The sequence below is a fragment of the Vineibacter terrae genome, from assembly GCF_008039615.1.
Classification (GTDB): Bacteria; Pseudomonadota; Alphaproteobacteria; order Reyranellales; family Reyranellaceae; genus Vineibacter; species Vineibacter terrae.
Map to the genome: position 1 here is coordinate 87860 of NZ_VDUZ01000002.1, position 26283 is coordinate 114142.

The 26283-nt window shown below is 67.7% G+C and carries 23 protein-coding genes; 8 read left to right on the top strand and 15 right to left on the bottom strand.

What is annotated here, in order from left to right; translation table 11 throughout:
• Nucleotides 1-65: 65 nt before the first annotated feature.
• The 7 genes from FHP25_RS02215 to FHP25_RS02245 form a co-directional block, all read right to left on the bottom strand.
• Nucleotides 66-989, bottom strand: coding sequence for an ABC transporter permease (locus FHP25_RS02215; RefSeq protein WP_178133218.1), 924 nt, complete (start codon nt 987-989; stop codon nt 66-68).
• A gap of 201 nt (nt 990-1190) precedes the next feature.
• Entirely contained in the window at nt 1191-2240 is a 1050-nt protein-coding gene (locus FHP25_RS02220; RefSeq protein ID WP_147845256.1) for an extracellular solute-binding protein, read from the bottom strand.
• 53 nt (nt 2241-2293) lie between these two features.
• Nucleotides 2294-3367, bottom strand: coding sequence for an ABC transporter ATP-binding protein (locus tag FHP25_RS02225; protein WP_147845257.1), 1074 nt, complete (start codon nt 3365-3367; stop codon nt 2294-2296).
• Nucleotides 3367-4194, bottom strand: coding sequence for an ABC transporter permease (locus FHP25_RS02230; protein WP_147845258.1), 828 nt, complete (start codon nt 4192-4194; stop codon nt 3367-3369). The genes FHP25_RS02225 and FHP25_RS02230 overlap by 1 nt, the downstream gene beginning before the upstream one ends.
• A gap of 108 nt (nt 4195-4302) precedes the next feature.
• On the bottom strand, nt 4303-5538 hold the full coding sequence (locus FHP25_RS02235) for a metal-dependent hydrolase family protein (protein WP_147845259.1): 1236 nt from the start codon (nt 5536-5538) through the stop codon (nt 4303-4305).
• A gap of 175 nt (nt 5539-5713) precedes the next feature.
• Entirely contained in the window at nt 5714-6946 is a 1233-nt protein-coding gene (locus FHP25_RS02240; protein ID WP_147845260.1) for a metal-dependent hydrolase family protein, read from the bottom strand.
• Between the two features lie 145 nt (nt 6947-7091).
• Nucleotides 7092-8084, bottom strand: a complete 993-nt coding sequence (locus FHP25_RS02245) for an AraC family transcriptional regulator (RefSeq protein ID WP_147845261.1) — start codon at nt 8082-8084, stop codon at nt 7092-7094.
• Nucleotides 8085-8338: 254 nt separating this feature from the next.
• Between FHP25_RS02245 and FHP25_RS02250 the strand changes: the two genes are divergently transcribed.
• The 3 genes from FHP25_RS02250 (at nt 8339) to FHP25_RS02260 (ending at nt 11695) form a co-directional block, all read left to right on the top strand.
• The gene (locus FHP25_RS02250; RefSeq protein WP_147845262.1) at nt 8339-9715 is read left to right on the top strand and encodes an RICIN domain-containing protein; all 1377 of its coding nucleotides are present in this window, start codon (nt 8339-8341) and stop codon (nt 9713-9715) included.
• Between the two features lie 378 nt (nt 9716-10093).
• Nucleotides 10094-10675: a P-loop NTPase family protein gene (locus tag FHP25_RS02255; protein WP_147845427.1), complete on the top strand. Its 582-nt coding sequence runs from the start codon at nt 10094-10096 to the stop codon at nt 10673-10675.
• An 18-nt stretch (nt 10676-10693) separates the two neighbouring features.
• Nucleotides 10694-11695 carry a 4-hydroxyproline epimerase gene (locus tag FHP25_RS02260; protein WP_147845263.1) on the top strand — a complete coding sequence of 334 codons (1002 nt, stop codon included), beginning with the start codon at nt 10694-10696 and terminating at the stop codon, nt 11693-11695.
• 32 nt (nt 11696-11727) lie between these two features.
• Here FHP25_RS02260 and FHP25_RS02265 read toward each other — a convergent pair whose 3' ends face one another.
• From FHP25_RS02265 to FHP25_RS02280, 4 genes are all read right to left on the bottom strand, one after another.
• A complete protein-coding gene (locus tag FHP25_RS02265) occupies nt 11728-12948 on the bottom strand; it encodes a hypothetical protein (protein ID WP_147845264.1) in 1221 nt (406 codons plus the stop codon).
• 472 nt (nt 12949-13420) lie between these two features.
• Nucleotides 13421-13858 carry a MarR family winged helix-turn-helix transcriptional regulator gene (locus tag FHP25_RS02270; protein ID WP_147845265.1) on the bottom strand — a complete coding sequence of 146 codons (438 nt, stop codon included), beginning with the start codon at nt 13856-13858 and terminating at the stop codon, nt 13421-13423.
• A gap of 153 nt (nt 13859-14011) precedes the next feature.
• A complete protein-coding gene (locus tag FHP25_RS02275) occupies nt 14012-15109 on the bottom strand; it encodes an LLM class flavin-dependent oxidoreductase (RefSeq protein WP_147845266.1) in 1098 nt (365 codons plus the stop codon).
• A gap of 117 nt (nt 15110-15226) precedes the next feature.
• Nucleotides 15227-16129 (bottom strand): transcriptional regulator GcvA, encoded by a 903-nt coding sequence (locus FHP25_RS02280; protein WP_147845267.1) that lies wholly within the window; start codon nt 16127-16129, stop codon nt 15227-15229.
• A gap of 159 nt (nt 16130-16288) precedes the next feature.
• On the opposite strand from FHP25_RS02280, the gene FHP25_RS40605 reads away from it, so the two are divergent.
• The 3 genes from FHP25_RS40605 to FHP25_RS02290 all read left to right on the top strand — a co-directional run bounded on the left by FHP25_RS40605 (nt 16289) and on the right by FHP25_RS02290 (nt 18833).
• Nucleotides 16289-16465: a hypothetical protein gene (locus FHP25_RS40605; RefSeq protein ID WP_178133219.1), complete on the top strand. Its 177-nt coding sequence runs from the start codon at nt 16289-16291 to the stop codon at nt 16463-16465.
• Between the two features lie 39 nt (nt 16466-16504).
• The gene (locus FHP25_RS02285; protein ID WP_147845268.1) at nt 16505-16720 is read left to right on the top strand and encodes a DUF1127 domain-containing protein; all 216 of its coding nucleotides are present in this window, start codon (nt 16505-16507) and stop codon (nt 16718-16720) included.
• A gap of 280 nt (nt 16721-17000) precedes the next feature.
• Nucleotides 17001-18833: a glycoside hydrolase family 15 protein gene (locus FHP25_RS02290; protein WP_147845269.1), complete on the top strand. Its 1833-nt coding sequence runs from the start codon at nt 17001-17003 to the stop codon at nt 18831-18833.
• A 32-nt stretch (nt 18834-18865) separates the two neighbouring features.
• Here the strand turns inward: FHP25_RS02290 and FHP25_RS02295 are convergent, their stop codons facing one another.
• The 3 genes from FHP25_RS02295 to FHP25_RS02305 all read right to left on the bottom strand — a co-directional run bounded on the left by FHP25_RS02295 (nt 18866) and on the right by FHP25_RS02305 (nt 22165).
• The gene (locus FHP25_RS02295; RefSeq protein ID WP_218578137.1) at nt 18866-20092 is read right to left on the bottom strand and encodes a CaiB/BaiF CoA transferase family protein; all 1227 of its coding nucleotides are present in this window, start codon (nt 20090-20092) and stop codon (nt 18866-18868) included.
• 429 nt (nt 20093-20521) lie between these two features.
• Nucleotides 20522-21748, bottom strand: coding sequence for a CaiB/BaiF CoA transferase family protein (locus tag FHP25_RS02300; RefSeq protein ID WP_147845270.1), 1227 nt, complete (start codon nt 21746-21748; stop codon nt 20522-20524).
• Between the two features lie 192 nt (nt 21749-21940).
• Entirely contained in the window at nt 21941-22165 is a 225-nt protein-coding gene (locus FHP25_RS02305; protein WP_147845271.1) for an acetyl-CoA carboxylase biotin carboxyl carrier protein subunit, read from the bottom strand.
• Between the two features lie 340 nt (nt 22166-22505).
• Here FHP25_RS02305 and FHP25_RS02310 point away from each other — a divergent pair, with 340 nt between their 5' ends.
• Both FHP25_RS02310 and FHP25_RS02315 read left to right on the top strand, forming a co-directional pair.
• A complete protein-coding gene (locus FHP25_RS02310) occupies nt 22506-23468 on the top strand; it encodes a Bug family tripartite tricarboxylate transporter substrate binding protein (RefSeq protein ID WP_178133220.1) in 963 nt (320 codons plus the stop codon).
• Nucleotides 23468-24994, top strand: a complete 1527-nt coding sequence (locus FHP25_RS02315; protein WP_147845273.1) for an acyl-CoA carboxylase subunit beta — start codon at nt 23468-23470, stop codon at nt 24992-24994. Before FHP25_RS02310 ends, FHP25_RS02315 begins: the two co-directional genes overlap by 1 nt.
• On the opposite strand, the gene FHP25_RS02320 is transcribed toward FHP25_RS02315, so the two are convergent.
• Nucleotides 24991-26208: a CaiB/BaiF CoA transferase family protein gene (locus tag FHP25_RS02320; RefSeq protein ID WP_178133221.1), complete on the bottom strand. Its 1218-nt coding sequence runs from the start codon at nt 26206-26208 to the stop codon at nt 24991-24993. The genes FHP25_RS02315 and FHP25_RS02320 overlap by 4 nt on opposite strands.
• Nucleotides 26209-26283 lie beyond the last annotated feature (75 nt).

Sequence of the window (26283 nt, forward strand, 5' to 3'; positions counted from 1 at the left end):
CCCTCACCTTCCCATCGCTGACGCGATGGGCCCCTTCCTCTCCCGCGAAGCGGGAGAGGAGATTTTCACCGCCTGTAGCGGCGCTGCACGATCAGGTTGGCAGCGATCGTCAGCAGCAGGGTGGCGGTCATCAGGATGAAGGAGATCGCCGCCCCGAATGGCCAGTTGTTGACGCCGGCGAACTGGCCGTAGACCAGCGGCCCCATCATCTGGAATTTCGGGCCGCCCAGCAGCACGGGCGTGGCGTAGGCGTTCATGCCCAGGATGAAGGTCAGGATCGTGCCGGCCAGCACGCCGGGAAGCGCCAGCGGCCACAGCACGCGGCGGAACATGGCCAGCGGATGGGCGCCGAGGCTGAAAGCGGCTTCCTCGACGTCGCGGCCGATGTTCTCGATCACGCTCTGCAGCGACAGCACCATGAACGGCAGGTTGACCGCGGTGATGCCGATGATCACCGCCGTCTCGGTGTACATGATCTCGAGCGGTGTGCTGATCAGGCCCAGCCCCATCAGGGTGGCGTTGATCGCGCCCTTGCTGCCGAACAGGGTCATCCAGCCGGCGGCGCGCACGGCGCTGCCCACGAACAACGGCAGCACCACCAGCATGAGCAGCAGGTTCTTGAACCGGCTCTGCGTGCGCGCCAGCACATAGGCCAGCGGAAAGCCGAGCACGAGACAGATCGCCGTGACGGTCACGGCGACGCGCAGGGTGCGGACCAGGACGTTGATGTAATACGGGTCGGTGAAGAACTTCGCGTAGTTGGCGATGGTCACCGCCTCGACCATCAGCTTGCGCTGCGTGACGAACTCGTTGAGGCTGTAGCGGAACAGGATCACCAGCGGGATCAGCAGGCCGACGGCGACCAGGATCGTCGCCGGCGTCACCAGCATGGCCGCCGTCAGCCGCGCGCCACCGCGCTCTTCGGCCGCGATCAGGCGCGCGGCCGCGGCGGTGTCGGCGGGGGCGGTGGTGGTGCTGGCGATGGCCATGGCAATCACCCCTCTCCGCCCGCCACAGCGGGGGGAGAGGGAGGGGCCCATCGCGCGAGCGATGGGAGGGTGAGGTGGGTGCCGGCAGCGGACTCGATCATGGTTGAAACAGCACGCTTGTCGGACGACCCACCTCACCCTCCCACGCTTCGCGTGGGCCCCTCCCTCTCCCCCCACTCTCGTGGGCGGAGAGGGTTCACCTCACCCCTTGAACGTCTTGTCCCACCATTCCTTGAAAGCGGTGTCGTTCGAGGAAAGGTAGCCATAGTCGAGATCCATCAGGCGCGCCTGCTCGGCTTCGTCGAAGCCGACACGCTTCTGCAGATCGGGCGCCATCCTGGCGTTCTTGACCGTCGGGTTGTAGCCCATGTCGACGGCGAAGGCCTCCTGCGCCGAGGGCGCCAGCATGGCATCGAGATAGGTGTAGGCCCCCTCCTTGTTGGGCGCGTTCTTCGGAATGCAGAAGCCGGACACGAACAGCGGCACGCCTTCCTTGGCCGCGACCGTCTGCACCTCGATCCCGGCGTTCTGCCATTGCACGGCGCGCGCCTTCCACATGATGCAGAGCCCGATCTCCTCGTTCTTCAAGCCCTGCGCCAGCGCCTCGTTGGTGGGATAGATGCGCGCACCGGCCTTGCGGCATTCCAGAAGCCGCGCCTTGCCGGGCTCGTAGTTGCTCATCGAGCCGCCCGACGCCATGGCCGCCGCCATCATCGTGTACTGGTACTGGATGTCGATGATGCCGAGCTTGCTGCCGTGCCTGGGATCGAGCGTGTCGGCAAAGCTGGTGGGCGGCGTCGCGATGAGCTTGGGGTTGTAGAGGATCACCTTGCCCGAATAGATGTGGCCCAGCCCCCAGGCGTACTTCATCTCGGGCAGCAGGTTGACGGCGTTGGGGATCTTCGAATAGTCGACCTTCTCCAGCACGCCGGCCTGCTCCATGTCGTACATGTCGCCGGCGGACAACGCCTGGATGTCGGTGGTGCCGCGGCGCAGCGGCTTCTCGGCCTGGACCTTGGACTTGCGCGGCGGTGCCTGCGCCTCGTCCTTCACCACCTCCCAGCCCTTGGGTATCAGCAGCGGCGCCTCGATGTTCTTGGCCAGCAGCCGCGAGTAGTCGCCACCCCAGGTGCCGACCACCACCTTCTTGCTGGCCTGCGCCGATGCCGGCAACGCCAGCGCGGCGACGCCGGCGGATGCAGCCGCGCCGTGCAGCACGGCCCGGCGCTTGAGGACGAAACGATCGATCATGCTGGGCTCCCTGTTGTCGCTGTCTTTGCTTGCATCCTTGATCGTCGAGAATGTCACAGGCTTGGCGGATCACCTCCCGGGGCGAACAGCCGGCCTGCCGTCGCCGGCCAGCCGACATGGACCGTGGCGCCGATCTCGGGTGCAGCATCGCCGCCGCGGTTGGCGACCTGGACGATGACCCGATCCGACGGCGACAGGCGAACATGCACATCGCTGGCGGCGCCGAGATACGAGATGAATTCCACCGTGCCGGGCAGGCTGTTGTCGAGTCCGCTGAGCGGCGCCGGGCCGATTTCCAGGCGCTCGGGCCGCAGGGCCAGCACGGCAGGGCCGCTGGCGCCGCCGTCGCAGGCCAGCGCCAGCCCGCCTTCGGTGCGGAACCGGCCGGGCGCCTCGACCCGGCCAGTCAGGAACATGCCGCGGCCGACGAAGCCGGCGACGAACCGGTCGGCCGGGCGTTCGTAAAGGTCGCGCTGGCCGCCGATCTGGCGCACGGACCCCTCGTTCATCACCACCAGCCGGTCGGCCATGGTGAGCGCCTCCTCCTGGTCGTGCGTCACCATCACCGTGGTCAGGCCAAGCTGGCGCTGCAGCTCGCGAATCTCGACCCGCACCTCCTGGCGCAGCTTGGCATCGAGGTTGCTGAGCGGCTCGTCCAGCAGCAGCACGTCCGGGCGGATGGCCAGCGCGCGCGCCAGCGCGACGCGCTGCTGCTGCCCACCCGAGAGCTGGCGTGGCAGGCGCCCGGCCAGATGGTCCAGCCGCACGAGCTTCAGCGCCTCGGCCACCCGCGTGGTGATGTCGGCCTTGGCCAGGCGGCGCATCTCCAGGCCGAAGGCGACGTTCTGCGCCACGCTCAAATGGGGAAACAGGGCATAGCTCTGAAACACCATGCCGGCATTGCGCTTCCAGGGCGGCAGCCCGGTCACCTCGCGGTCCGCGAGATGCACGCCGCCCGCCGTCGGCGTGATGAAGCCGGCGATCATGCGCAACGTCGTCGTCTTGCCGCAGCCGCTGGGCCCCAGCAGCACCACGAACTCGCCGTCGGCAACGTCCAGGGTCACATCGCGCACGGCGTGAAAATCGCCGTAGCGCTTGGAGACGTGGTCAAGCCGCAAGCGCGCCATCACACCACCCGGCTGATCTTGACGAACCGGTCGGTGACCAGCATGGCGCCGCCGATCAGCAGGATCTGCAGCACCGACACCGCGGCGATCGTGGGGTCGATGCGCCACTCGAGGTATTGCAGGATGGCGATCGGCAGGGTCGTGCGGCCGGGTCCGACCAGGAACAGGCTCATCTCCAGATTGCCGAACGAGGTCACGAACCCGAACAAGCCGGCGGCGACGATGCCCGGCCGGATCATCGGCAGGGTGACGCGGAAGAAGGTCGTGACGGGATTGGCGCCGAGATTGTGCGCCGCCTCCTCGATCGTGCGATCGAAGCCGGCCAGGCTTGCCATCACCAGGCGCACCACCCAGGGGATGACGATGATGACGTGGCCGGCCAGCAGGGCCCAGAACGTGCCCAGCACATCGACGTCGAGCGCATTCTCGGCCTCGACGTGGAAGACGTACATCGACGTGCCCAGGACCACGCCCGGCACCATGAGCGGCAGCAGCAGCAGGCTGCCGAGCGCCTCGCGCCCGGGGAAGCGGAAGCGCACGACGCACAGCGCCGCCGGCACGCCCAGCGCCAGCCCGATGAGCGTCGCCATGACGCCCAGCTGCAGGCTCAGCGAGAAGCCGTCGACGAACTTCTTCTCATCGGCGATGGCCGCGAACCAGCGCAGCGAATAGCCCTCGGGCGGAAACGACGGAATTTCCTGCCGGAAGAACGCCAGCCATGTGACGAAGACCAGCGGCGTCAGGATGACCGCCAGCGCCAGGCCCGCGGCGCCGTTCAGCGCCCAACGCCCCACCCGTCGGGAGTCGAGGAGGGCGCTGGAAGTCATATGGCCGCCCCGATCGTCATCCCGAGCGCAGCGAGGGATCTCCTGCGCCGGGAGCCCCGGTCCCCAGGAGATGTCTCGCTGCGCTCGACATGACGGTTTGTTCGTGCATCAGCCCAGCGCGTTCTTGTGGAACTTGCCGGCCTTCATGATCACCGGCAGGTGGGCGCCCTGGTCGAGGAACAGCTCCAGCTTCTTGAGCGGGTTGCCGTCGACCACGATCAGGTCGGCCAGCGCGCCCGGCGCGACGACGCCGAGCTTGCCCTCCTGGCGCAGGATCCTGGCGGCCACCGTCGTCGCCTGGCGCACCACCTCGATCGGCTTCAGGACCTCGGCGCGGTAGATGAACTCGCGGCTCTGCTCGACCTGCAGCTGGCCCAGCAGGTCGGAGCCGTAGCCGACCTCGACCCCGGCCTGCTTGCAGACCTCCAGGGATTTCAACCCACCTTCCAGCACGAGGTCGTTCTTGGCCAGCATCTCGGCCGTCATGCCGAACTGCGCCGCGCGCTCCTTCATGGTGTAGTAGGTCACCAGGTTGGCGATCATGAAGCCGCCCTTGGAGGCCAGCAGCCCGGCCGACCTGGCGTCGATCAGGTTGCCGTGCTCGATGGTGCGCACGCCGTTCTCGACCGCGCGCGTGATCGCCTCGGGCGTGTAGGCATGCGCCAGCACATAGCGGCCGAAGGCAGCGGCCTCGTCGGTGGCGGCCGCGATCTCGGCCGGCGAGAATTGCAGGCTGTCGAGCGGGTCGTAGGGCGAGGCGACACCGCCGGAGCACATGATCTTGATCTGGTCGGCGCCCTGGCGCATCTGCTCGCGCACCGCCTTGCGCACCCCGTCGGCACCGTCGACCACCTCCATGCAATACACCATGGCATTGCAGCAGTTGCAGCTGGCGCCGTTGTCGGTGCGCCGCCGCCCGTCGCTATGGCCGCCGGTCGGACCCAGCGCGCGGCCCGATATGAACAGCCGCGGCCCGGCGATCAGGCCGCTTTCGACCGCGACCTTGATGCCCCAATCGGCGCCGCCGGTATCGCGCACCGTGGTGAAGCCGCGGTCGATCATGCCGCGCATCAGCTCGCTGGCGCGCGCCGTCATCAGGGTGAGCGGCACCGCCTCGAGGTTGCGGATGTTCACCTCGCTCAGGAACACATGCACGTGGCAGTCGATCAGGCCCGGCATCAGGGTCCGCTTGCCGCAATCGACGACCCGGGCGGAAGCGGCCTTGATCGGCTTGTCGGCAACCTCCTTGATGGCCTCACCCTCGACCAGGACCTCGTAGCCATCGCGGGCGTCGTCCCAGCGCGGGTCGAGCAGCGACAGGTTGCGGAACAGGATCTGTTGCATGGGACTCCCCGGACCGGCGGTGGCTAGGGTAGCCTACGCCATACCCTTCCCCACGCATAGCGTGGGGAAGGTGGCGCGAAGCGCCGGATGGGGAGGCGACGTGATCTTTGCAACGAAGACCACGTCGGGTCCCCTCCGGCCCTTCGGGCCACCTCCCCAGCTTCGCTGGGGAGGATCACAGTGCATACTTGTGGAACCTGCCGCCCTTCATGATGGCGTGGATATGGGCGCCGCTATCCTGCAGGCAGCCGAAGTCGCGCAGCGGATCACCGTCGACCAGCAGCAGGTCGGCATAGGCGCCGGGCTCGACGATGCCCAGCCGGCCCTCCCGGCGCACGATCTCGGCGCCGACCAGGGTGGCCGAGCGCAGCACGTCAATCGCCGGCATCACCTCGCGGCGGATCAGGAATTCACGGCTCTGCTCGTTCTCCAGCGCTCCCAGCAGGTCGGAGCCGTAGCCCATCTTCACGCCTGCTTCCCGGCACAGCTCGAGCTCGGCGTAGCCCGACTGCAGCACGTGATCGTTCTTCTCCAGCATGTCGGCGGTCATGCCGTAGGATGCGGCGCGTTCCTTCATCACCACATAGGCCACCAGATTGGGCACCATGTAGGCGCCCTTCGACGCCATCAGCGCCGCCGCCGGGGCATCGACCAGGTTGCCGTGCTCGATGGTGCGCACCCCGGCCGTCATGGCCCGCGTGATCGCCTCGGGCGTGTAGGCATGCGCCAGCGCGTAGCGGCCGAAGGCCTTGGCCTCCTCGACGCCGGCCGACATCTCCTCGACCGTGAACTGGCGGCTTTCCAGGGGATCGTAGGGCGAGGCGACGCCGCCCGAGACCATGAGCTTCACCTGGTCGGCGCCCTGCCGCAGCTGCTCGCGCGCCGCCTTGCGCACCTCGTCGGCGCCGTCGGCGATGCTGCGCAGGAACACCATGGCGTTGCAGCAGCCGCACACCGGCTCGGTCTGGGTGCGCCGATTGCGGTCGTTGTGCCCGCCGGTGGGGCCGATCGAGCGGCCGGAGATGAAAAGCCGCGGACCGGGAACCAGGCCCGCCTCGATCGCCGACTTGATGCCCCAGTCGGCTCCCCCGGCGTCGCGCACCGTCGTGAAGCCGCGATCCAGCATGCGCTTCAGCCGTTCCGCGCCGTGCGCCGCCATCAGCGTGAGCGGCATCGTCTCCAGCCGGTTGACATAGACCTCGCTGTGCATGGTGTGCACATGGCAGTCGATCAGGCCGGGCATCAGGGTCCGCTTGCCGCCATCGACCACGCGCGCGACGGGCGCGCGGATCGGCCGATCGGACACCTCGCGTATCGTGTCGTCCTCGACCAGCACCTCGTGGCCACCGCGCGCTTCCTCCCAGCGCGGGTCCAGTAGCGACACGTTACGGAACAGAACCTGAGGCATCGGGCGCTCTGGCAGCCGTGTTGCGAGTAGCCGAGACTAGTTGTGCATCGCGTGCCAAGTCACCTCCTCATTGCGGTGTCCTCTGTATAAATCCCGATGACGATCCGCCTTGTCACAGCGGGGGCGTGTCGGTCGGCAGTGGTGATCATCGCCGCCGGCGCAGCGTCGCAGATGGGGTTTCGCCGTAGCGCCGCCGATACTCGGCACCAAAGCGACCGAGGTGGTCGAAGCCCCATCGCAGGGCGATTTCGGTGACGGTGTCTGCACCATCGCGGCGAAGCATTTCCTCGCGCGCCTTCTGCAACCGGACCATCCGCAGATAAGCCATCGGCGACGTGCCCTTGCTCATGCGGAAATGCTTGAAGAGCGTGCGCCCTGCCGCACCGGATACGGCGACCAGATCGGCCATGGTCAACGGCAGGGCGGCATGCGCTTCGATGTAGTCGACGGCACGCTTCACGCTGCGGACGCAGATGCCGGCCCCCGGCGGTGCTTCCAGCCGCCGCCGGCAGCTGCTGTCCTGCACCAGGAGCAAGGCCGTCACAAAGAACTGCTCGAACTGCGCCGCAGCGAGCTGGTTGTGCAGCAGGGAAGGACTGCGGTCCAGTTCCGCCACGGCCCAGCGGACCAAGCTGACGACGTTGGCCACATACGGGTCGTCGAGCGTCATCGCGGTGGCGAAGACCGGCGCTTCGTTGACCGTGTCGTCGATCAATGCCGAAAGCTGCCTGACCAGCGCATCACGGCCGATGGAGATCGTCAAACGCGCACAATCAGGTTCCGACCGGATGGTCTGGTCACGGCCGGGCGAGCCTACGGCTACGTGCCGGCGCCCTATGGAATGAGAAATGTTGCCGGTGCGCGCCTCGAACGCGCCGGCGAGCGGGATCTGCACGGCGTAGTCGGCGCGGTCGGGTTGACTGGAAATCTCGACAGGTCGGCCATAGGCGAGCGCGCCAATGTACATGTTGGGCAGGTAGACCGCGTTGATCCGCGCTTCAAGCGAGCCGCCAAGCCATGCGCCGCCGACCCGCAGATCGTAGCGCTTCCTGGCCAGGAAGGCCTGGATCTCGTCGGCGGCGGTGCTCTCAAAGACGCAATGCCGTGCCAACGGCAGGTGATGCGCGAATCGTGTCATCCGATCGACCGAATATCGGCACGCGCCCTCTCATAATATTAGCGCATTCTCCGGCTCGCATAAACAAGCGATCTCCCATTCGCCGGGCCATGTGAGCAAGCCCCCCCTCAAATCCGCGCGAGTTCTCATGTTTCCGGCGGCATCCGGATAGCGCGTGCGGTGGGTGGATAGCTGATCGTGAATGGACCGGGCCTACTGGCGCTATGGCTGGACCAAGTCCGTGCTGATCAAAACTCCATCGAAGGGAGATCGAGATGCGCGCCAGAATTTTCCGCCCGCTCCTGGCCTTTGCCATCGCCTGCGGCGCGTCACCCGGGTGGGCCGTAGAGGTGGTGGTTCCCGCCGGCAGTACGGTTCGCCTGGGTGTTTCAGCGTGTCCGCTGCACGCCATCGTCACAGGCTTCGATGCCGCCAGCAACAGCCTGCTCTGCGATACAGGGTATGTCGGGAACGGCCCCGGATGGATCACCGGTGAAGCGGTGGACGCTCCGGCGGGCGGCCGTTTCAATGTCTGGCCACCGGATGCGAATACCGGCATCTACCACCGCTATACCGGGAGCCCGATGCACTGGTGTGGCTCGGGCCAGTTCATGACCGGATTCGGCGCGGCGACGAACAGCTTCCTGTGCGCGAGCTTCGGAAGGATTGACACCTTGCGCCGCTTGTTCGTGACCCAGCCGGTTCGGCGGGCCGGTGTGCCGGCCTGTCCGCTCGGCGCAGCCCTTGTCGGCATTCACCTTGCCAACGGCTCCTTCCTCTGCGCCGATCTGGCCCATTGCAGTCCCGCTACAACCTGCCCCGCGACCGGTGTCTGCGAGACCAGGTCGATCCCGCTGCGGGATGACGACAACGGCCTGAATGGCCCGGGCATCTGCCGGCCGTCGGGCAATGTCCAATTTCACAAGCGCAATGGATGCCATGGCGACAGCGCCGGCCGGCTGACGGATCGATCCGGAAACACGGTCGACTTCACTGATTCGGCTTCAGATACGTTCGACAACGACGACGCGCGTTCGCTTCGCCTCGATCGCGTCAGCGCCGGGACGATCATACGGGTCTTCGACAATTCCGGCGGTCGCCGAAATGACGACTTCAGTGAGATACAGGTTCGCGCGACGACCTCTTCATCCTACTGTGTCCCGACCTTCGAGTTCGCCGATGGCGCCTTCTCCGACAGTGTCATCACTGCGCGCTACAACGACCAGGGCAACCTCGACGGCAAGGTCTCTCGCGTCGAGATCGCAACGGCAATCGTGGGAACCGGGGGCAAGTGCCTGGACATCAACCAGAATGACGCAACGGTTCAGCTCTTTCCCTGTCACATGGGTGCCAACCAGAGCTGGATCCAGCTGCCGAACGGCACGATCCGGGGCTGGAACGGCCTTTGCCTCGAAGCACGCGCGAGCGACGTCCAGGCATGGGGACCCACGGGCTCGCGCAGCGCGCGCCTGATCGTCGGTTCCTGCACCGGGTCGGACAACCAGCTCTGGACGCACTCGACGAGTCAGGAATTCCGCCTGTACAGCGACATGTGCATGGACATCACCGGCGGCGGCAATGCCGACAATACACCGATACAGATATATCCGTGCCACGGCGGCGCCAACCAGAGGTGGCTTGCGAGCTTCTGAGCCGGCGGATCCACACCTTCTCCCCGCGAAGGCGGGGAGAAGGTGGCGCGCCAGCGCCGGATGAGGGGCTTCGCGGTGCCTGAGAGCGGCACAAATTTGCTGGTGAGATCGAGAACTGCATCAAGAGCGCGAAGCCCCTCATCCGCCTCCGGCGTTTCGACGCGAAGCGTCGAAACGCCTTTATCGGGCACCTTCTCCCCGCCTTCGCGGGGAGAAGGATTTCTCCCAGTCATCGCTCTGCGCTCGGGATGACGGCCGCGAGCCAGGCGAGCGCAGCCTCACTGCAGCGTCGTTGCGCACTGCCCACCCCTTGACGTTCGCGCGGGCTTTGGCCAAGTCGTGGCCCTGATGGCGCACCCGACGACTTCCAGCAGCGCGATGACGGATATCGCCGGCCCGGACTCGCCGCCCGGCCGCGCGATGCGGCGCATCGTCATTGTCGGCACCACCGGCTCGGGCAAGAGCGTGCTGGCCGAAGGGCTGGCACGCAGGTTGTCGCTGCCGCCGATCGAGCTCGATGCGCTGTTCTGGATGCCGGGCTGGCAGCCGGCCCTGATCGAGCTGTTCCGCTATCGGGTGGAGACGGCGACGCAGGCCAATGACTGGATCATCGTGGGCAACTACAGCCAGGTGCGCGACCTGGTGTGGGGACGGGCCGACACCCTGATCTGGCTCGACTTCCCGCTGCCGCTGGTGCTGTGGCGCCTGCTGCGCCGCACGGTGCGCCGCGTGATCTCGCGCGAGGACCTGTGGGACACCGGCAACCGGGAGAGCGTGCGCCGCTCCTTCTTCAGCCGGCAGTCGATCCTGCTGTGGGCGCTGAAGACGCATCGCCGCAACCGCGAACGTTTCAACGCCGACATCGAAAGCGGCATCTATGGCGAGCTCGACGTGCGGGTATTCCGGTCGCCGGGCGCGCTGCGACGGTGGATACGGAATCTCGCGCCGGCGCGGGCATGATCAAGGGGCTTCGGCGACATGGCGCAGCACACCTTCACCTGCCTCGACGGCCACACCTGCGGCAACCCCGTGCGCCTGGTGACCGGCGGCGCGCCGATCCTGCGCGGCGCCACGATGAGCGCGCGGCGCCAGGACTTCCAGGCCCGCTTCGACTGGATCCGCCGGGCGCTGATGTTCGAGCCGCGCGGGCACGACGTGATGTCGGGGTCCATGCTGTACGCGCCGACACGCGATGACTGCGACATCGGCATCCTGTTCATCGAGACCTCCGGCTGCCTGCCGATGTGCGGCCACGGCACCATCGGCACGGTGACCATGGCGCTGGAGAACGGCCTGATGATGCCGGCGCGCGAGGGCGAGGTGGCGCTAGACGCGCCGGCCGGCCGCGTGGTGGCGCAGTACGAACGCGCCGGCCGCTTCGTCGAGAAGGTGCGCATCACCAACGTGGCGTCGTACCTGGCGGCCAGCGGCATCCGCACCGATGTGCCGGGGTTGGGCGAGCTGGTGGTCGACGTCAGCTACGGCGGCAACTACTACGCCATCATCGAGCCGCAAAAGAACTTCGCCGGGCTGGAGTCGATCTCGGCCGGCGAGGTGCTGCGCCTGTCGCCGGTGGTGCGCCGCCTGGTGCAGGAGAAATTCCAGCCGGTGCATCCGCAGGATCCGACGATCAAGGGCGTCAGCCACGTCATGTGGACGGGCAAGGCGCGTGATCCCCGGGCGCACCGGCGCAACGCCGTGTTCTACGGCGACAAGGCGATAGACCGCTCACCCTGCGGCACCGGCACCTCGGCCCGCATGGCCCAGCTCGCCGCCCGCGGCGAGCTGGGCATAGGCGCCGAGTTCGTGCACGAGAGCATCATCGGCACGCTGTTCGAAGGGCGCATCGAAGCCGCTGCCCAGGTCGGCAACCACGATGCCATCGTGCCGTCGATCGCCGGCTGGGCGCGCCAGCACGGCATCAACACCATCTTCGTCGACGACCGCGATCCGCTGGCGCACGGCTTTTCGGTGCGGTAGCGCGGCGCGCCGTACCCCGGGACGGGTGTGCTTCAGCTGAGGAAGCGCGTGCTGACGAGCGCGTGCAGCAGCATGCAGGTCGGCACCATCTCGTGGACCCACGAACGCTGGAACGGGTGCTTCGGGCCCCGCCAGGCGTTGTTCTCTTCCCAGCGTGCATACGGCAGGTTGATCAGTGCGGGATTCCTGGCGGCGTTGCTTCCCAACACCTCCTCTCGTGTGCGCTTCCCCGCCGGCGCGACGTCCTCGCCCGAATACTGGATGACCTGAGCGCCTCCCGTCGCCAGCGCGGTGAACTTGCCGTTGGGACAGCTGACGTGGTGCCGCCCGTCGAAGTCGTAGACCGCGCGAACGCGCTTGGCCAGCTGTGGGCAGGCTTCCACGAATTTGAACAGGAACTCGAAGCCGCCGCTGTAGTGCGCGAGGATCAGAGGCAGGTCGCTCGCCGTTCCCGTGAGATCCTCGGCGATCTCGCGCAGCGCTGCGGTCACCAGCTTCTCGTTGCTCTGGAACTCACCGACGCCGGTCGACGATGGCGACGGCACCACGACGGCAACGTCGCGCCGGGAGCGCGCAAGCTGCTTGAGCACCTTCATGCGGCCCACCATGTAGTCGCCGATGCCGAAGTTGACGTAGCCGAACGGGTCGCCGGCGTACTCGACGTCCTCCGGATGCATCGGGTGATGGAAGTAGATCATGATCGCTTTCAACGTCCCTACCCCTTTGGGATAGGCGACACCGACGAACTGGTTCTTCGCCGGGATGCGATACAGCCGTATTTCGCACTCGCGCCCCGGTGTGCCCCCGAACGGCAGGATCCAGTCCCGTGTCACCGCAGGCGGATCCGCCAGCATCTGGAAATTCTTGTCGGGGCGGTCGAAGCTCCAGGTCGGCGGCAGCGCCGGCAACGCTTCCATCGTGCGGCTGTCGCTTGGAGTCGGCACGTTCGGTATCGGCTTGGAGACCTGCTTGAGGCGCTGCCACGTCTTGCCGCCAGGATCGATACGGCCGTCCCGGCTGGGCAGGCCTTGCTTGGCCTGGAACCGCTGGATCGCGTTGCCCAAAGCGCCGGGGTCGCCGACGAGGCGGTTGACATCGAGCGGCGCCTCAGGCCCGCCCTTCCCCGGCGGGACAGAGTTCAGGCGCGTGACGACGTTGAAGACGTCGAGCGGCAGGTTGCCGCCGTTTCTACCGACCGAAAAGCTGATCTCCGTCAGGTCCATATCGTCCTCCCGTTGTGCCGCCGCGGCCACTCACGAGCCACTTTCGGCATAATTGTGCAAATTGCTTGTTGCCGTCATCCGCCGAACGGATGAGGGTAAGCGTACGGCCAGCACGGCACGCCGCAGCGGCGGGCGAGGTCTGCGTGCCGCATCCCCTCGCCCGGCCCCAACGTGCTGGTTGTCGCGATTACTCAAGGCTGCCGGCACGACAGTAGCACCATTTTCGCCGACGACCGAGACGGCCGGCGCGCGGTTTCCTGGTGCAATAGCGTTACGCCGCCAGCGCCCATGACCCGGCTCTCGACGGTGTGACTTGCGTCGCGCCGCTGCCGGTTCCATGTCCCGGGTTCCTATCCGTGGGGCATCGGGATGCGGCTGTTTTTGCGTGCTTGTCTTCTCGTCGGCGCTGTCGCGCTGCTTGGTGCCTGCAACACCACATCGAACGACGCCCCATCCGGGTGCTGCCTGAGGGGGCCGACCTCCTACTGAGCGCTCTTGTCGATCAAGGGGCCCCGAGGCCGTCCATGTTGGCATAGACGCGCCGCAGCAGCTGCTTGAGCGTCTCGGTCTCCGAGCTGCTCAGGCCGGTGACGGCGACGCGCTCATAGCGCTCGGCGATCGGCACGATGCGGTCGGTCAGGCGTCGGCCCGCGGGCGCGACGTGCAGCGTGACGACCCGGCCGTCATCGGCGGCGCGCCGGCGTGCGATCAGGCCCTGCGTCTCCATGCCGTCGAGCACGCGCGAGAGGGTCGAGATCTCAATGCTGGTGCGGTCCGAGAGCTCCGATACGCGCGGGCCGTCGCGGTCGCGCAAGGCCGCCAGCACGCGCCAGGCCTGCAGCGTGGTGCCCAGCGCCCGCATCTCGTCGGAGAACGACTGCGCGATACGCGCGCCGGCGCGGTTCAGCAGGTAGGGAATGTAGTTGTCGAGGGGGAGCATCGGATTGGGCTATTGACGTCGAACGTAGCTGCGGCCTCGCTGTCACGCCGAACGCCGCGCGGGATCTTCCCAGAACGCACACCGTGCGCCACCGGCAAGATTCCACGCTGCACCCAGGATGACGGGCGGTGCTGTAGCGCAGCCGCCGGGTATTTACTCCGCGGCCTTCAGGCGCAGGGCGGCATGGCTGCCGTCGAAGGCCGGCGCCACCTCCTCCATGAAGCGCTGCATCTGCTCCTTGACCATCGCATGCGGCTGGGCGCCGTAGTTGAAATAGAGGATCACCTCGGCAATGCCGGCGGCCTCGACGCCCTTGAGCGTATCGACGATATGCTGCGGCGAGCCGCAGATGACCGACTTGGTCGTCAGCGTGTCGGCCTTCATGCCACGCAGGATATTGACGATCTCGACGAAGTACCTGTAGGTCGGCGGCACCTTCTCGCCGGCGTTCGACGGAAACGCCGCGATCAGCGCATCGTGGAAGTAGCGGATCAGCGCTTCCTTGCCGTAGCGCTCCTCCTGCGGCGTCGATGCCACGTGCACGAAGTACGAGCACATCGCACGCCGCGCCGGCCGATTGAACCTGGCCTCGCACTCCTCGCGATAGGCCCGCACCGCATCCGCCAGCGAGCCGTAGACCATCGCCGCAGCGAACGGCGCGTAGATGATGTTCCAGTCGTTCTTCGCCGCCAGCTCCATCGAGGGCCGCGAGAAGCAGGCGACGTAGGGACGCAGCGGCGCCTGCAGCGGCCGCGGCCGCACCTCGATGTCGTCGAACTGATAAAAGCGGCCCTTGTGCGACCATCTGCCGGGCTCGGTCCACGCCCGCCACACGACCTCCAGCCCCTCGGCGAACAGCTCCGCCGAGTCCTCGAACGGGGCCTGGAACGGCCCGTACTCGAGGCGGTCATAGCCGCGGCCGGCGGCGAAATCGACCCGGCCGCCGGACAGCAGGTCCAGCGTCGCCCACTCCTCCGCGACATGCAGGGGATGATGCACGGGCAGCAAGGTCACGGCCGGCGCCAGGCGGATGCGCTTGGTCGCCCCGGCGATCTGCGCCAGCATGGCGATCGGCGAGGCATTGACGCCCAGCAGGTTGAAATGATGCTCGCCGATCCAGGCCGAGTTCATGCCTACCGCCTCGGCCCACAGCGCCTCGGCGTAGATATCCTTCAGGAACTGCTCGGCGCTGCGCGGGTTGTTCGGGTAGCGGTTGTCGCTCAGCGTGAAGTAGCCGAAGTCAAGCGCCATGAGACGATCCTCCCTGATCTTGGGACCAAGCCTACCTGGATCGATGTTATTTGTAAATGCAAATATATATCCGGCATGAGCAGGCGGACACCGGCGCCCGATCAGGTCAGCGTGACATCAGCTTGCCGATTTCTCGCGCGCGACGGTGTTGCGCAGCCAGGTCACGAAGGCCTTGATCTTGGGGCGACGCAGGCGTTCGGCCGGCGCCACCACGTAATAGGCGCTGTCGCTGGGCAGCTTGACGTCGAACGGCGCCACCAGACGGCCGGCCTTCATGTCGGCCTCGACCAGGGGGCCGCGGCCCAGCGCCACGCCCAGCCCGTCCACCGCGGCCTGGATCGCGGCCAGCGCGAGGTCGAACTTCAAGCCGCGGGTCGGATCGACGCTCTTCACGCCGGCAGCCGTCAGCCAGACCTGCCAGTCATCGCGCCAGGTCGAGATGTGCAGCAGCGTGTGGCCCTTGAGATCGGACGGCCGGCGCAATGCCTTGGCGCCCTTCAGCAAGGCGGGACTGCAGACCGGGAAGACATCCTCGGCGACCAGCCTCTCGGCGGCGACCCCAGCCCACTGGCCGCGGCCATAGCGGATGCCGATATCGACATCGTCGCGCGAGAAGTCGACCAGCGTCGTGTTGGTCGAGATGCGCACGTCGATATCCGGATACTCCTGCTGGAACGAGCCCAGCCGCGGCACCAGCCATTTGGTGGCGAAAGACGCCGTGGTGGTGACCGTGAGCGGCCCGCTGGCATCGGCCTTCAGCAGGCGCTCGGTGGCGTCGTGCAGCAGGTCGAACGCCTGGCGCACGCCCGGCAGATAGGCCTGCCCTGCCTCGCTCAGCAGGATCTCGCGGTTGCGCCGCACGAACAGCTTCAACCCCATCCGATCCTCGAGGCCGCGGATCTGGTGGCTGATCGCGGCCTGCGTCACCGCCAGCTCGTCGGCCGCATCCGTGAAGGAAAGATGGCGCGCGGCCGCTTCGAAGGCGCGCAAGGCATTGAGCGGTGGCAGGGAACGACGCATCGGACTCTCCCGGACGACGCGGCATTCCGCGCCCGATACATGAGGTTTTCTTATCCTGCCCAGACCCTTCGTCGTTTGTAAAGACCCGCGCTTGGCCGCATATCCGCCAGCATTGAAGCCTCAACCATGGAGGCCGCGATGCCGACCCGGACAACGACGATGACCATCCTGTCACAAGGGAAATTCATCCATCGGCCGGACCGTCCGACCATCGAGGCCGACGCCCGCGCGCTGCGGATCGAGGCGATCCGCCGGATCGCGCGGGCCGCATCAGCAGCAATCCATGGCTGGTTCGCTCCCAGCGCCGCCGGTCGCGTCCGCGGGGAAGCCGCCTGAGGCATCGTGGGTCACAGCAGCGATTCGATGGAGAGTCACATGGCCTACATCACGTTCAGCCACGCACACCGCAGCTCAACCGCAACGCCGCGCGAAAGCCTGCCAGCCCGGCTTGTCGCCGTCATGCGGCTTTGGCGCCAGCGCGCGCAGCAGCGCGCCGAGCTGGCGCAGCTCAGCGCCCGCGACGCGCGTGACCTCGGTATCGACCCCGGCGTGATCAGCTACGAAGCCAGCAAGCCGTTCTGGCAGGCTTGAGGACGGCACCGCGTCGCCGTCCACGCCGGCGGCCGCCCCTCCCCGGCCGCCGGCGTTCCTTCGTCAGGATGTGCCGACGATCTCGTTGATCGCGCAGACGTGACTCATCATTCCCTCCGTCGTAGCCATACGCTCGGCACACGCCGTCTCCTCAAGGCCGCAACCGGCCGCGCGCTGCACCGTTAACATGGCCAGGCGACGTGCGTTCCCGCGCGTGGCGTGATCAGCAAGACGGCAGGGATTTGCTCCTCATCGCCGTCGTGCGGTACGGGAGCTCGCCGTGGCGTTGAAGATCGAAGACTACGCATTGATCGGCGATGGCGAGACCGCGGCCCTGGTCGGGCGCGACGGCTCGATCGACTGGCTGTGCCTGCCGCGCTTCGATTCGGATGCCTGCTTCGCCGCCCTGCTGGGCACGCCCGACCATGGCCGCTGGCTTCTGGCGCCGACCCAGCCGGCGCGTGTCTCGCGCCGCTACCGGCCCGACACGCTGATCCTGGAGACCCGCTTCGTCACCGACACCGGCGTCGTGACCATGCTCGACTTCATGCCGCCGCGCGATCCGCAGGCGGCGCTGATCCGGATCGTGATCGGCGAGGAAGGCCGCGTGCCGATCCGCACCGAGCTGGTGCTGCGCTTTGGCTACGGCGCGACCGTGCCGTGGGTGACGCGCATGGAGGACGGCACCTTGCGCGCGGTGGCCGGCCCGGACATGGCGCTGCTGCGCACGCCGGTGGCGCTGCGGGGCGAGGGTCTGCGCACCGTCGCCGAATTCCTGGTCACGCCGGGCGACACGATCCCGTTCGTGCTCACCTACTGCGCCTCGCATCAATCGATGTCGCGGCCGCCGGTCAATCCGCGCAGCGCGCTGGCCACCACCGAGGCCTTCTGGCGCCGCTGGGCTGCGCAATGCAAGCCGGCGGGCGAATGGACCGATGCCGTGAAGCGGTCGCTGATCACGCTCAAGGCCCTGATCTACACGCCCACCGGTGGCATCGTCGCGGCGCCGACGACCTCGCTGCCCGAGCGCCTGGGCGGCGCACGCAACTGGGACTATCGCTACTGCTGGCTGCGCGATGCCACCTTGACGCTGCTGGCGCTGATGAATGCCGGCTACTACGACGAGGCGCAGGCATGGCGGGCGTGGCTGCTGCGCGCCATCGCCGGGGTCCCGGCCCAGACCCAGATCATGTACGGCGTCGCCGGCGAGCGGCGCTTGACGGAGTGGGTGGTGGGCTGGCTGCCGGGCTACGAGAGCTCGGCTCCGGTGCGCATCGGCAATGCCGCCCACAACCAGCTGCAGCTCGACGTCTATGGCGAGGTGATGGACGCGCTGCACCAGGCCCGACGCGGCGGGCTGGACAGCGGCGCGGCGGCATGGGCGACGCAGCGGGCCCTGATCGAGCACCTCGCCACGATCTGGGACCAACCCGACGCCGGCGTCTGGGAAGTGCGTGACGCAACCGAGCATTTCACCTACTCCAAGGTCATGGCCTGGGTGGCCCTCGACCGTGCCATCAAGGGGGCCGAGACCTTCGGCCTGGACGCACCGCTGCAGCGCTGGCGGCAGCTGGCGCGCACCATCCACGGCGATGTCTGCGCCAATGGCTTCGATCCGCAGCTCGGCAGCTTCGTGCGCGCCTATGGCACCAAGGAGCTCGATGCCAGCCTGCTGCTGTTGCCGGCAGTCGGCTTCCTGCCGCCCACCGACGTGCGCATCCGCGGCACGGTCGACGCCATCGAGCGCCACCTGCTGGTCGACGACTTCGTGCTGCGCTACGACACGACGGCATCGCTCGATGGCCTGCCGCCGGGCGAAGGCGTGTTCCTGGCCTGCAGCTTCTGGCTGGCCGACGCCTACGTGCTGATGAACCGCCACGCCGATGCTCGCCGGCTGTTCGATCGGCTGCTGTCGCTGCGCAACGATGTCGGGCTGCTGTCGGAAGAGTACGACGTGGTCCGTCAGCGGCTGGTGGGCAATTTCCCGCAGGCGTTCTCCCACATCGCCCTGGTCAACACTGCCTATAACCTGACGCAGGTGCAGAAGCCGGTCGAGCAGCGCGCCCAGCGCGACGGCAAGACTGCCGACAAGGCGGAGTCGCAACGGGTGTAACAGGCCGGAGTGCCGATTCTACGTCTGGCGCCTCACCCCACCGAGCCTGAGGCCCGCAGCGCGGCGATATCGGCCGCGGCGTGGCCAGCCTCGCGCAGGATGTCGTCGGTATGCGCGCCCAGCGCCGGCGCCCGGCGCGGCGCCACCTGCGGCGCGCCGGCCATGCTGATGGGGTTGGCGATGGTGCGCGGCACGTCCGGATCGCTGGTGGCGATGAAGGTGCCGTTGGCCGCGAGCTGCGGATCATCGGGCAGGTCGCGCAAGCCAGGCAGCGTGCCGAAGGTGATGCCGGCGGCCTCCAGGCGCGGCCGCCAGTCCGCCAGGTCGCGCGTGGCGAATTGCGCATCCAGGATCGCCATCAGCTCGGGCACGCGCTGGGCCCGGGCCGCCCGCGTGGCGAAGCGCGGATCGTCGATCAGCCCCGGCAGGCCGATGGCCTGGCAGAAGCCCGCCCATAGCCGTTCCTCGCGCACGATGACCAGCGACAGCCAGCGTCCGTCGCGGGCACGATAGGCGTTGGCGAGCGCGTTCTTTGCGTATTGACGGCCGCGCCGCGGCTCGGGATAGGCGCCCAGCAGCGCCGCCTGCGCGAAGATGCCGTTCGACCAGATGCCGTTATGCAGCAGGTTGGTCGCGACCTGGCCGCCGCGGCCGGTACGCTCGCGCGTGAACAGCGCCAGCATGATGGCGCCGAACAGCGTCATCGCGGTGGGATGGTCGCCCTGCGCGGGCAGGGTGAGCGACGGCGCCCCATCGGCCACGCGCATCGCATCGACAATGCCGGAGCGCCCGAAATAGGTCGTGATGTCGTAGCCAGGCTGGTCGGCTTCCGGCCCCGTCTCGCCGTAGCCCGACAGCGAGGCATAGATCAGGCGGGCATTGACCGGCGCCACGTCGTCGTAGCGCAGCCGCAGGCGCGCCCGCACCGGGAATGGATAGTTGGTGATCAGCACATCGGCCCGCGCGATCAGGCGGTCGAGCACCGCGCGGCCGTCGGCGCGCTTCAGGTCGAGCGCGATCGAGCGCTTGTTGCGGTTGTCCAGCGCCCACGAATAGTCGACGTCGCATTTGGGCATCCCGGCACCGTCGCCCATGCGGCGCAGCGGATCGCCGTCGAGCGGCTCGACCTTGATGACATCGGCGCCGAAGTCGGCCAGCACCGTCGCGGCGGCCGGCCCGGCAATGAAGGAGGCGACGTCCAGGACGCGCACGCCTGCCAGCGGCGGGGTGTCGCCCCCCGTGTCGGCGGTATCGGACACAGTCTCCTCCCCTGAGATTGCTCACGATTGCGGCAAGGATCGCGGCGGCGCAGCGGCGGGTCAACCCCGCGTCGCGATGGCCAAGACCACAGGATGAGGCGATGGCAGTACGGGCCGCGTGGGACACGCGTTGCCGCGAGTCCCACGCATTGCCCTTGTGCGGGACGCCATCCGGGGTCGCTCCGGACAACGTCCCTGAGGAGGCGGACGCGCCGCGGCCAAACTCAGCCCGCTATCTCGCGTCCAGTCGCTGCGCCCACAAGTGCGCATGCGCAGAATGGAGCGTGCGCCATGGCCGTGAGACGATCGTGAAGAAACGCTCATTCCGGCATTTGAAGAGCACATGATCCGCGTCAAATCAACGCCGTGCCGCTAAGCCTCAGCGAAAAAAAGCAATTTGGACAAATGTCACAATCTGCACTGAAGCGCTTAATCCGCGGCGCCTGCTGCACGCAGCGCCGCGATCTCGGCGTCGGACAGGCCGATCTCGCGCAGGATCTGGCCGGTATGCTGGCCGACGGCCGGCGGCGCCCCGGCGGGGCGCGGCCGCGCGAACCCCAGTCGCACGGGGTTGTTGATCGTGTAGGGCACGCTGGGGCTGGTGGTTTCCGCGATGATGCCGGCGTGGCGGGCCTGCTCGTCGCGGGGCAGCTCCTGCAGCCGCTCGACGACACCGAACGTCACCTCGTGCGCCCGCAGCACGCGCCGCCAATGGGCCCAGTCCTGGGCCGCGAAGGCAGCATCGAGGATCGCCACCAGCGCCGCGCTGTTGGCCCGGCGCGCATCGCGCGTGGCAAACCGCGGATCGGCCGGCAGATCGGCGCGGTCCAGCGCCCGGCACAGCCGCTCCCAGCCCTTGTCCTCGCGCACCAGGGTGAGCTGGACCCAGCGGTCGTCGCGCGTGCGGTAGATGTTGGCCAGCGCATTGCGCGGCCTGGTGCGCGGCGGACGCGGCTCGACAAAGGCGCCGACCAGGGCCGCCTGCGCCAGCGTGCCGTTCGACCACACGCCGTTGGCGTAGAGCGACGTGCCGACCCAGCCGCCCTGGCCGGTACGGTCGCGCCGACGCAATCCCATCAGGATGGCAGCCACGATCGTCATGGCGGCACAACGGTCGCCCTGTGCCGGCAGCGAGAAGCCCGGCGGCCCGTCCTCGGTACGCTGGGCATCGAGGATGCCGGCGCGACCGAAGTAGGCGTTGACGTCGAAGCCCGGCATGTCGCGATCCGGTCCGGTCTCGCCGTAGCCGGTGAGCGAGGCGTAGATCAGGCGCGGATTGACCGGTGCGACATCCTCCCAGCGCAGCCGCAGACGCTCGCGCACCGGCGCCGGGAAGTTCACGATCATCACGTCGGCGCGGCTCACCAGCCGATCGAAGCAGGCACGGCCGTCAGCATGCTTGAGATCGAGCGCGACCGAGCGCTTGTTGCGCCCATCGAGCTGCCAGACGAAATTGACATCGGCCCTGGGGTAGTTGGGGTTCTGGAAGCTGTTGCGGTGCGGATCGCCGCTGCCCGGCGGCTCGACCTTGATGACATCGGCGCCGAAATCGCCCAGCACCGTCGCCGCCGCCGGCGCGGCAATGAAGGAGCTGACGTCGAGCACCGTGAGGCCAGCCAACGGCAGCTCGGCATCAAGCGGCGTGTCGTCGCTCATGCGTTCCTCCATCGATTCATCGTCCGTTCTCCCTGCCGCGGCATATGGCGGCCACCCCGTCGCCGCCGCCACCACCTTCAAAATCCAGCCAGACCCGGGCTATCGACGGACGCATCGATCGCCCTGCAGCCCGGCTCCAGCGACGGCCGCGACATTGAACCCGCCCGAACCCCGTTCTGGCGAGTCCGAAGCTCAGGTTGGATCGATGACAGCGAGCAGCTGGCCTTCCGCCGCGACCTCTCCTTCAGCGACCCGGATGTCGACAACGCGTCCCTTTCGCGGGGACGAGACGGGGATCTCCATCTTCATCGCCTCCAGAATCAGCAATGTCCCGTCAGGCTCCAGCTCATCGCCCGGCTTTGCTTCGATCTTCCAGACAGTTCCCGGGATCTCTGATTTGATTTGAAGGTGGCTCATGTGTCCCTACTCAAGGCTCTGTGTCGAGGTCCCGGCTTTCTTCGATGGACAGCGGACCCGTCTTGCAGATGAGAACGGCTAAGGTTCGTCCCGTCTTCGGAATTGATTAGATCTTTAAACTTGCTGGTGTACAAGTAAGTTTGCAAAGACAGAGCATGTCCCTGCCAGCTCGCGAGCCAATGGATGCCCGGTTCCAACCGCGTCTCGCGCGCATCAATGCGGCGATCATTTACTTGTTTACCAACCAGAAAGTGATAAGGTCCCGCCCTTCGCCTGCGGTCGCAGACCGCAGGAAGCATGTCGGGGGAAAGTAATGCGCAACAGGATGCTCGCTCTAGCAATGCCACTGGTGGGACTGGCGCTCACCGTAGTCACTCTCCAGGCGGCTACAGCACAGCAGCCCGCATTTTCAGACCGGCCGATCCGAATGAACTACGGCTTTGCGGCCGGCGGATCGGGCGACATGGCAGCACGGCTGCTGGCCGACGTGGCGACCAAGGTGCTCGGCCAGCGCGTGGTGGTCGAGAACCGAACCGGCGCCAACGGCATGATCGCCGCCGAGGCGACCGCTCGCAGCCCCGCCGATGGACACACCGTGCTGTTCTGCACCACGGGCAACATGACGATCATCACCGAGCTGCCGGGCGTCCAGCTGTCGGTGAATCCCGCCACCGAGCTGATGGGGATCGGCCAGCTCCTGCGTTCGACTTTCGGCCTCGTCGTCGGAAAGGAGAGCCCGTATCGCTCCGTGCAGGACCTGGTGGCCGCCGCACGCGCCAATCCCGGCAAGATCAGCTACGCCACCCCTGGCGTCGGCTCGGTCCAGCATCTGTCGAACGAGATCCTGAGCCAGAAGCTGAACATCAAGATGGTCCACGTTCCCTACCGGGGCTCGCAGGCTGCGCTGCACGACCTGGTCAGCGGGCGGGTGGATTTCTCGCTCACCAACCTCGGCGATATCATCAGCCACGTCCGCTCGGGATCGCTGCGTCTGCTCGCGCTCGGCGATCCGCTCGGGAAACGCTTCTTCCCCGATGCCCCCATGATCTCCGACGTGGCACCGGGCTTCGAGACCTACGCCTGGTTCGGGCTGTGCGGTCCGACGGGAATGCCCGCCGCGGTCGTCAAGCGCTGGGAAGAGGCAATCAAGGCCGCCGTCGAAGATCCTGCCGTCAGCGAGAAGCTCCTCAACAACGGCATGGTGCCGGCGTTCACGGACGCCGCCGCGCTGGCACAGACCATGGAGAAGAACCGACGCGACTATCGCGAGGTGATCCGCGCCGCCAACATCAGGGTCGACTAATGCCCCAGGGCGACCAGCAATCGGGCCCGCGCCTCACGCTCGAGCAAGTGCAGACAGCGCGGGCGGCGCTCGAGGACGCCGCCCGCCCGGACGCCGCAGCCCACCAGCGCCGGCGCGGGCGATGGACGACGCGCGAGGGCATCGCCGCCCTCGCCGATGCGGGCTCCTTCGTCGAGTACGGCGGGCTGGTGCGGCCGGCGATGCCGGGCATGCAGGGCGCGGCCGACGGCCTGGTGATGGGAACGGCGCGGATCGAGGGTCGCGCTGTCGACATCGTGGCCTACGACTACACCGTCTACGCCGGCACGCAGAGCGCCAACAACCACGCCAAGATCAGCCGCATGCTCAGCCATGCGTTGCAGCATCGGCTGCCGGTGGTCTGCTGGCTGGACGGCGGCGGAGCGCGGCCGCACGACATGAAGGTCGAGGGACGCGGAGCCTCCCACACCTTTGTGATCTTCGCCCGCCTGTCGGGGCTGGTGCCCACCGTCGGCATCCTGCCGGGTCGTGCCTTCGCGGGCCACGCCAACCTGGCCGGCATGTGCGACGTGCTGATCGCGACGCGCAACAGCACGATGGGCATGGCGGGACCGCCACTCGTCGAAGCGGCCCTCGGGGTCAGGCTGAAGCCCGAGGAAATCGGCCCGTCCGACGTTCACCACGCCTCCGGCGCGATCGATATCCTGGTCGAGGACGAGGCTGAAGCGGTCGAGAAGGCGAAGCGCTACCTCTCATACTTTGGTCCGCCGCGGCCATCGGGTGAGGCGCCGGATCCGACGAGCCTGCGCAGCCTCGTGCCGGACAATCCCCGCCGGGCCTACGACGTGCGCAAGGCGATCCGAGGCATCGCCGACATCGACAGCGTGATGGAGCTCCGTGGCGGCTTCGGTCGAGCCATGGTGACGGCCCTGGCTCGGCTCGATGGCAGGGCGGTAGGCGTGATCGCCAACCAGCCGATGTTTCTTGCTGGCGCGATGGATGGCCCCGCATGCGAGAAGGCAGCGCGGTTCGTCCAGCTTTGCGATGCCTTCGATCTGCCCCTGCTGGTGCTGTGCGATACGCCGGGCCTGATGGTGGGACCGGAGATCGAGCAAACCGGCCTCGTCCGGCGCAGCGGCCGCCTCCTCTCGGCGATGGCCAATGCCACCGTGCCGATCCTGACCGTCGTGCTGCGCAAGGCTTATGGCCTGGGCTACTACATCATGGGCTCCCGTCCGTTCGAGCCCTCGATCCTGCTCGCCTGGCCGACCGCCGAGTTCGGCGGCATGGGCCTCGAGGGGGCGGCCAGCATCATTTACCGCCGCGAGCTGGACGGCATCGATGATGAAGAAGCGCGCACGGCACGCCACCACAGACGTACAGAAGAGCTCAAGCAATACAATACCGCTCTCGAGGTGGCGGGGCGCTTCGGCTACGACGACGTGATCGATCCGGCCGACACACGCGCCATCTTGCTGAACACGCTGTCGACCTTGCCGACGACGCCGCCGCGCGCCTTGCGCAAGAGGACGGTCGAGCCCTACTAGCCCGGATCGAGCGCGGCGATCTCGTCATCGGACAGACCGGCCTCGCGCAGCACTTCGACGGTGTGCTGTCCCAGCGCCGGGCCGGGGGTGGCGGCGCGCGGCTGCGCGAAGTCGAGATGGATCGGGTTGGCGATGGTGCGCGGCATCTCGGGATTGGCCGAAGCCACGATGGCGCCGGCATGGACCGCCTGCTCGTCGTCGGGCAGGTCCTGCACCCGGCTGATGACGCCGAAGGTGATGTCCGCCGCGGCCAGGATGTCACTCCAGTACGCGTAGTCGCGGGTGACGAAGGCATCGGCAAGGATGGCCGCCAGCTCGGCGGCGCGGGCCCGCCGGGCCTCGATGGTGGTGAAGCGCGCATCCTGCGCCAGCGCCGGCTGCTCGATGGCCTGGCACAGGGCGGGCCACAGCTTGTCCTCGCGCACCATCACGAGCTGGATCCAGCGATCGTCGCGGGTGCGATAGATGTTGGCCAACGCGCTGCGCGGCCGGTCGCGCGGCGGACGCGGCGGCAGGAAGGCGCCGACAAGCGCCGCTTGCGCCATCACCCCGCAGGACCAGATGCCGTTGGCCAGCAGCGAGGTGCCGACCCAGCTGCCCTCGCCGGTCCTCATGCGGCGCATCAGGGCCATCAGGATGGCTGACACCAGCCCCATGGCGGTGGCGCGGTCGCCCTGCGCCGGCACGGCGGTGCCCGGCGGACCGCCTTCGTAGCGCTGCGCATCGAACAGGCCGGAGCGCGCGAAATAGGCCGTGGCGTCGAAGCCGGGCCGGTCGCGGTCGGGGCCGGTCTCGCCGTAGCCCGTGAGCGAGGCATAGATCAGCCGCGGGTTGACGGCCTTGACGTCCTCGTAGCGCAACCGCAGGCGCTCGCGCACGACGGGCGGAAAATTGCAGATCAGCACATCCGACACGGCGATCAGGCGATCGAGCGCGGCACGTGCCTGGGGCTGCTTCAGGTCCAGCACCAGCGAGCGCTTGTTGCGGCCGTCGAGGTGCCAGGCATAGTTGATCGGGCTCTTGGGATAGCTGGGCGTGTCGCGCACCATCTGCCGGTTGGGATCGCCTTCGGGGCCTTCGACCTTGATGACGTCGGCGCCCCAGTCACCCAGCACCGTGGCCGCCGCCGGGGCGGCGATGAACGAGCTGATGTCGAGCACCCGCACGCCCGACAGCGGCAAGGTTGCGTCAGGCACAGCGCCAGGATCAGCCACGGCAAGGTCTCCGCGTCGCAGGGTCGAACGTCGCCGCGAGAATTACGGCGATCGTGCGCAGGGTCAATCGACATG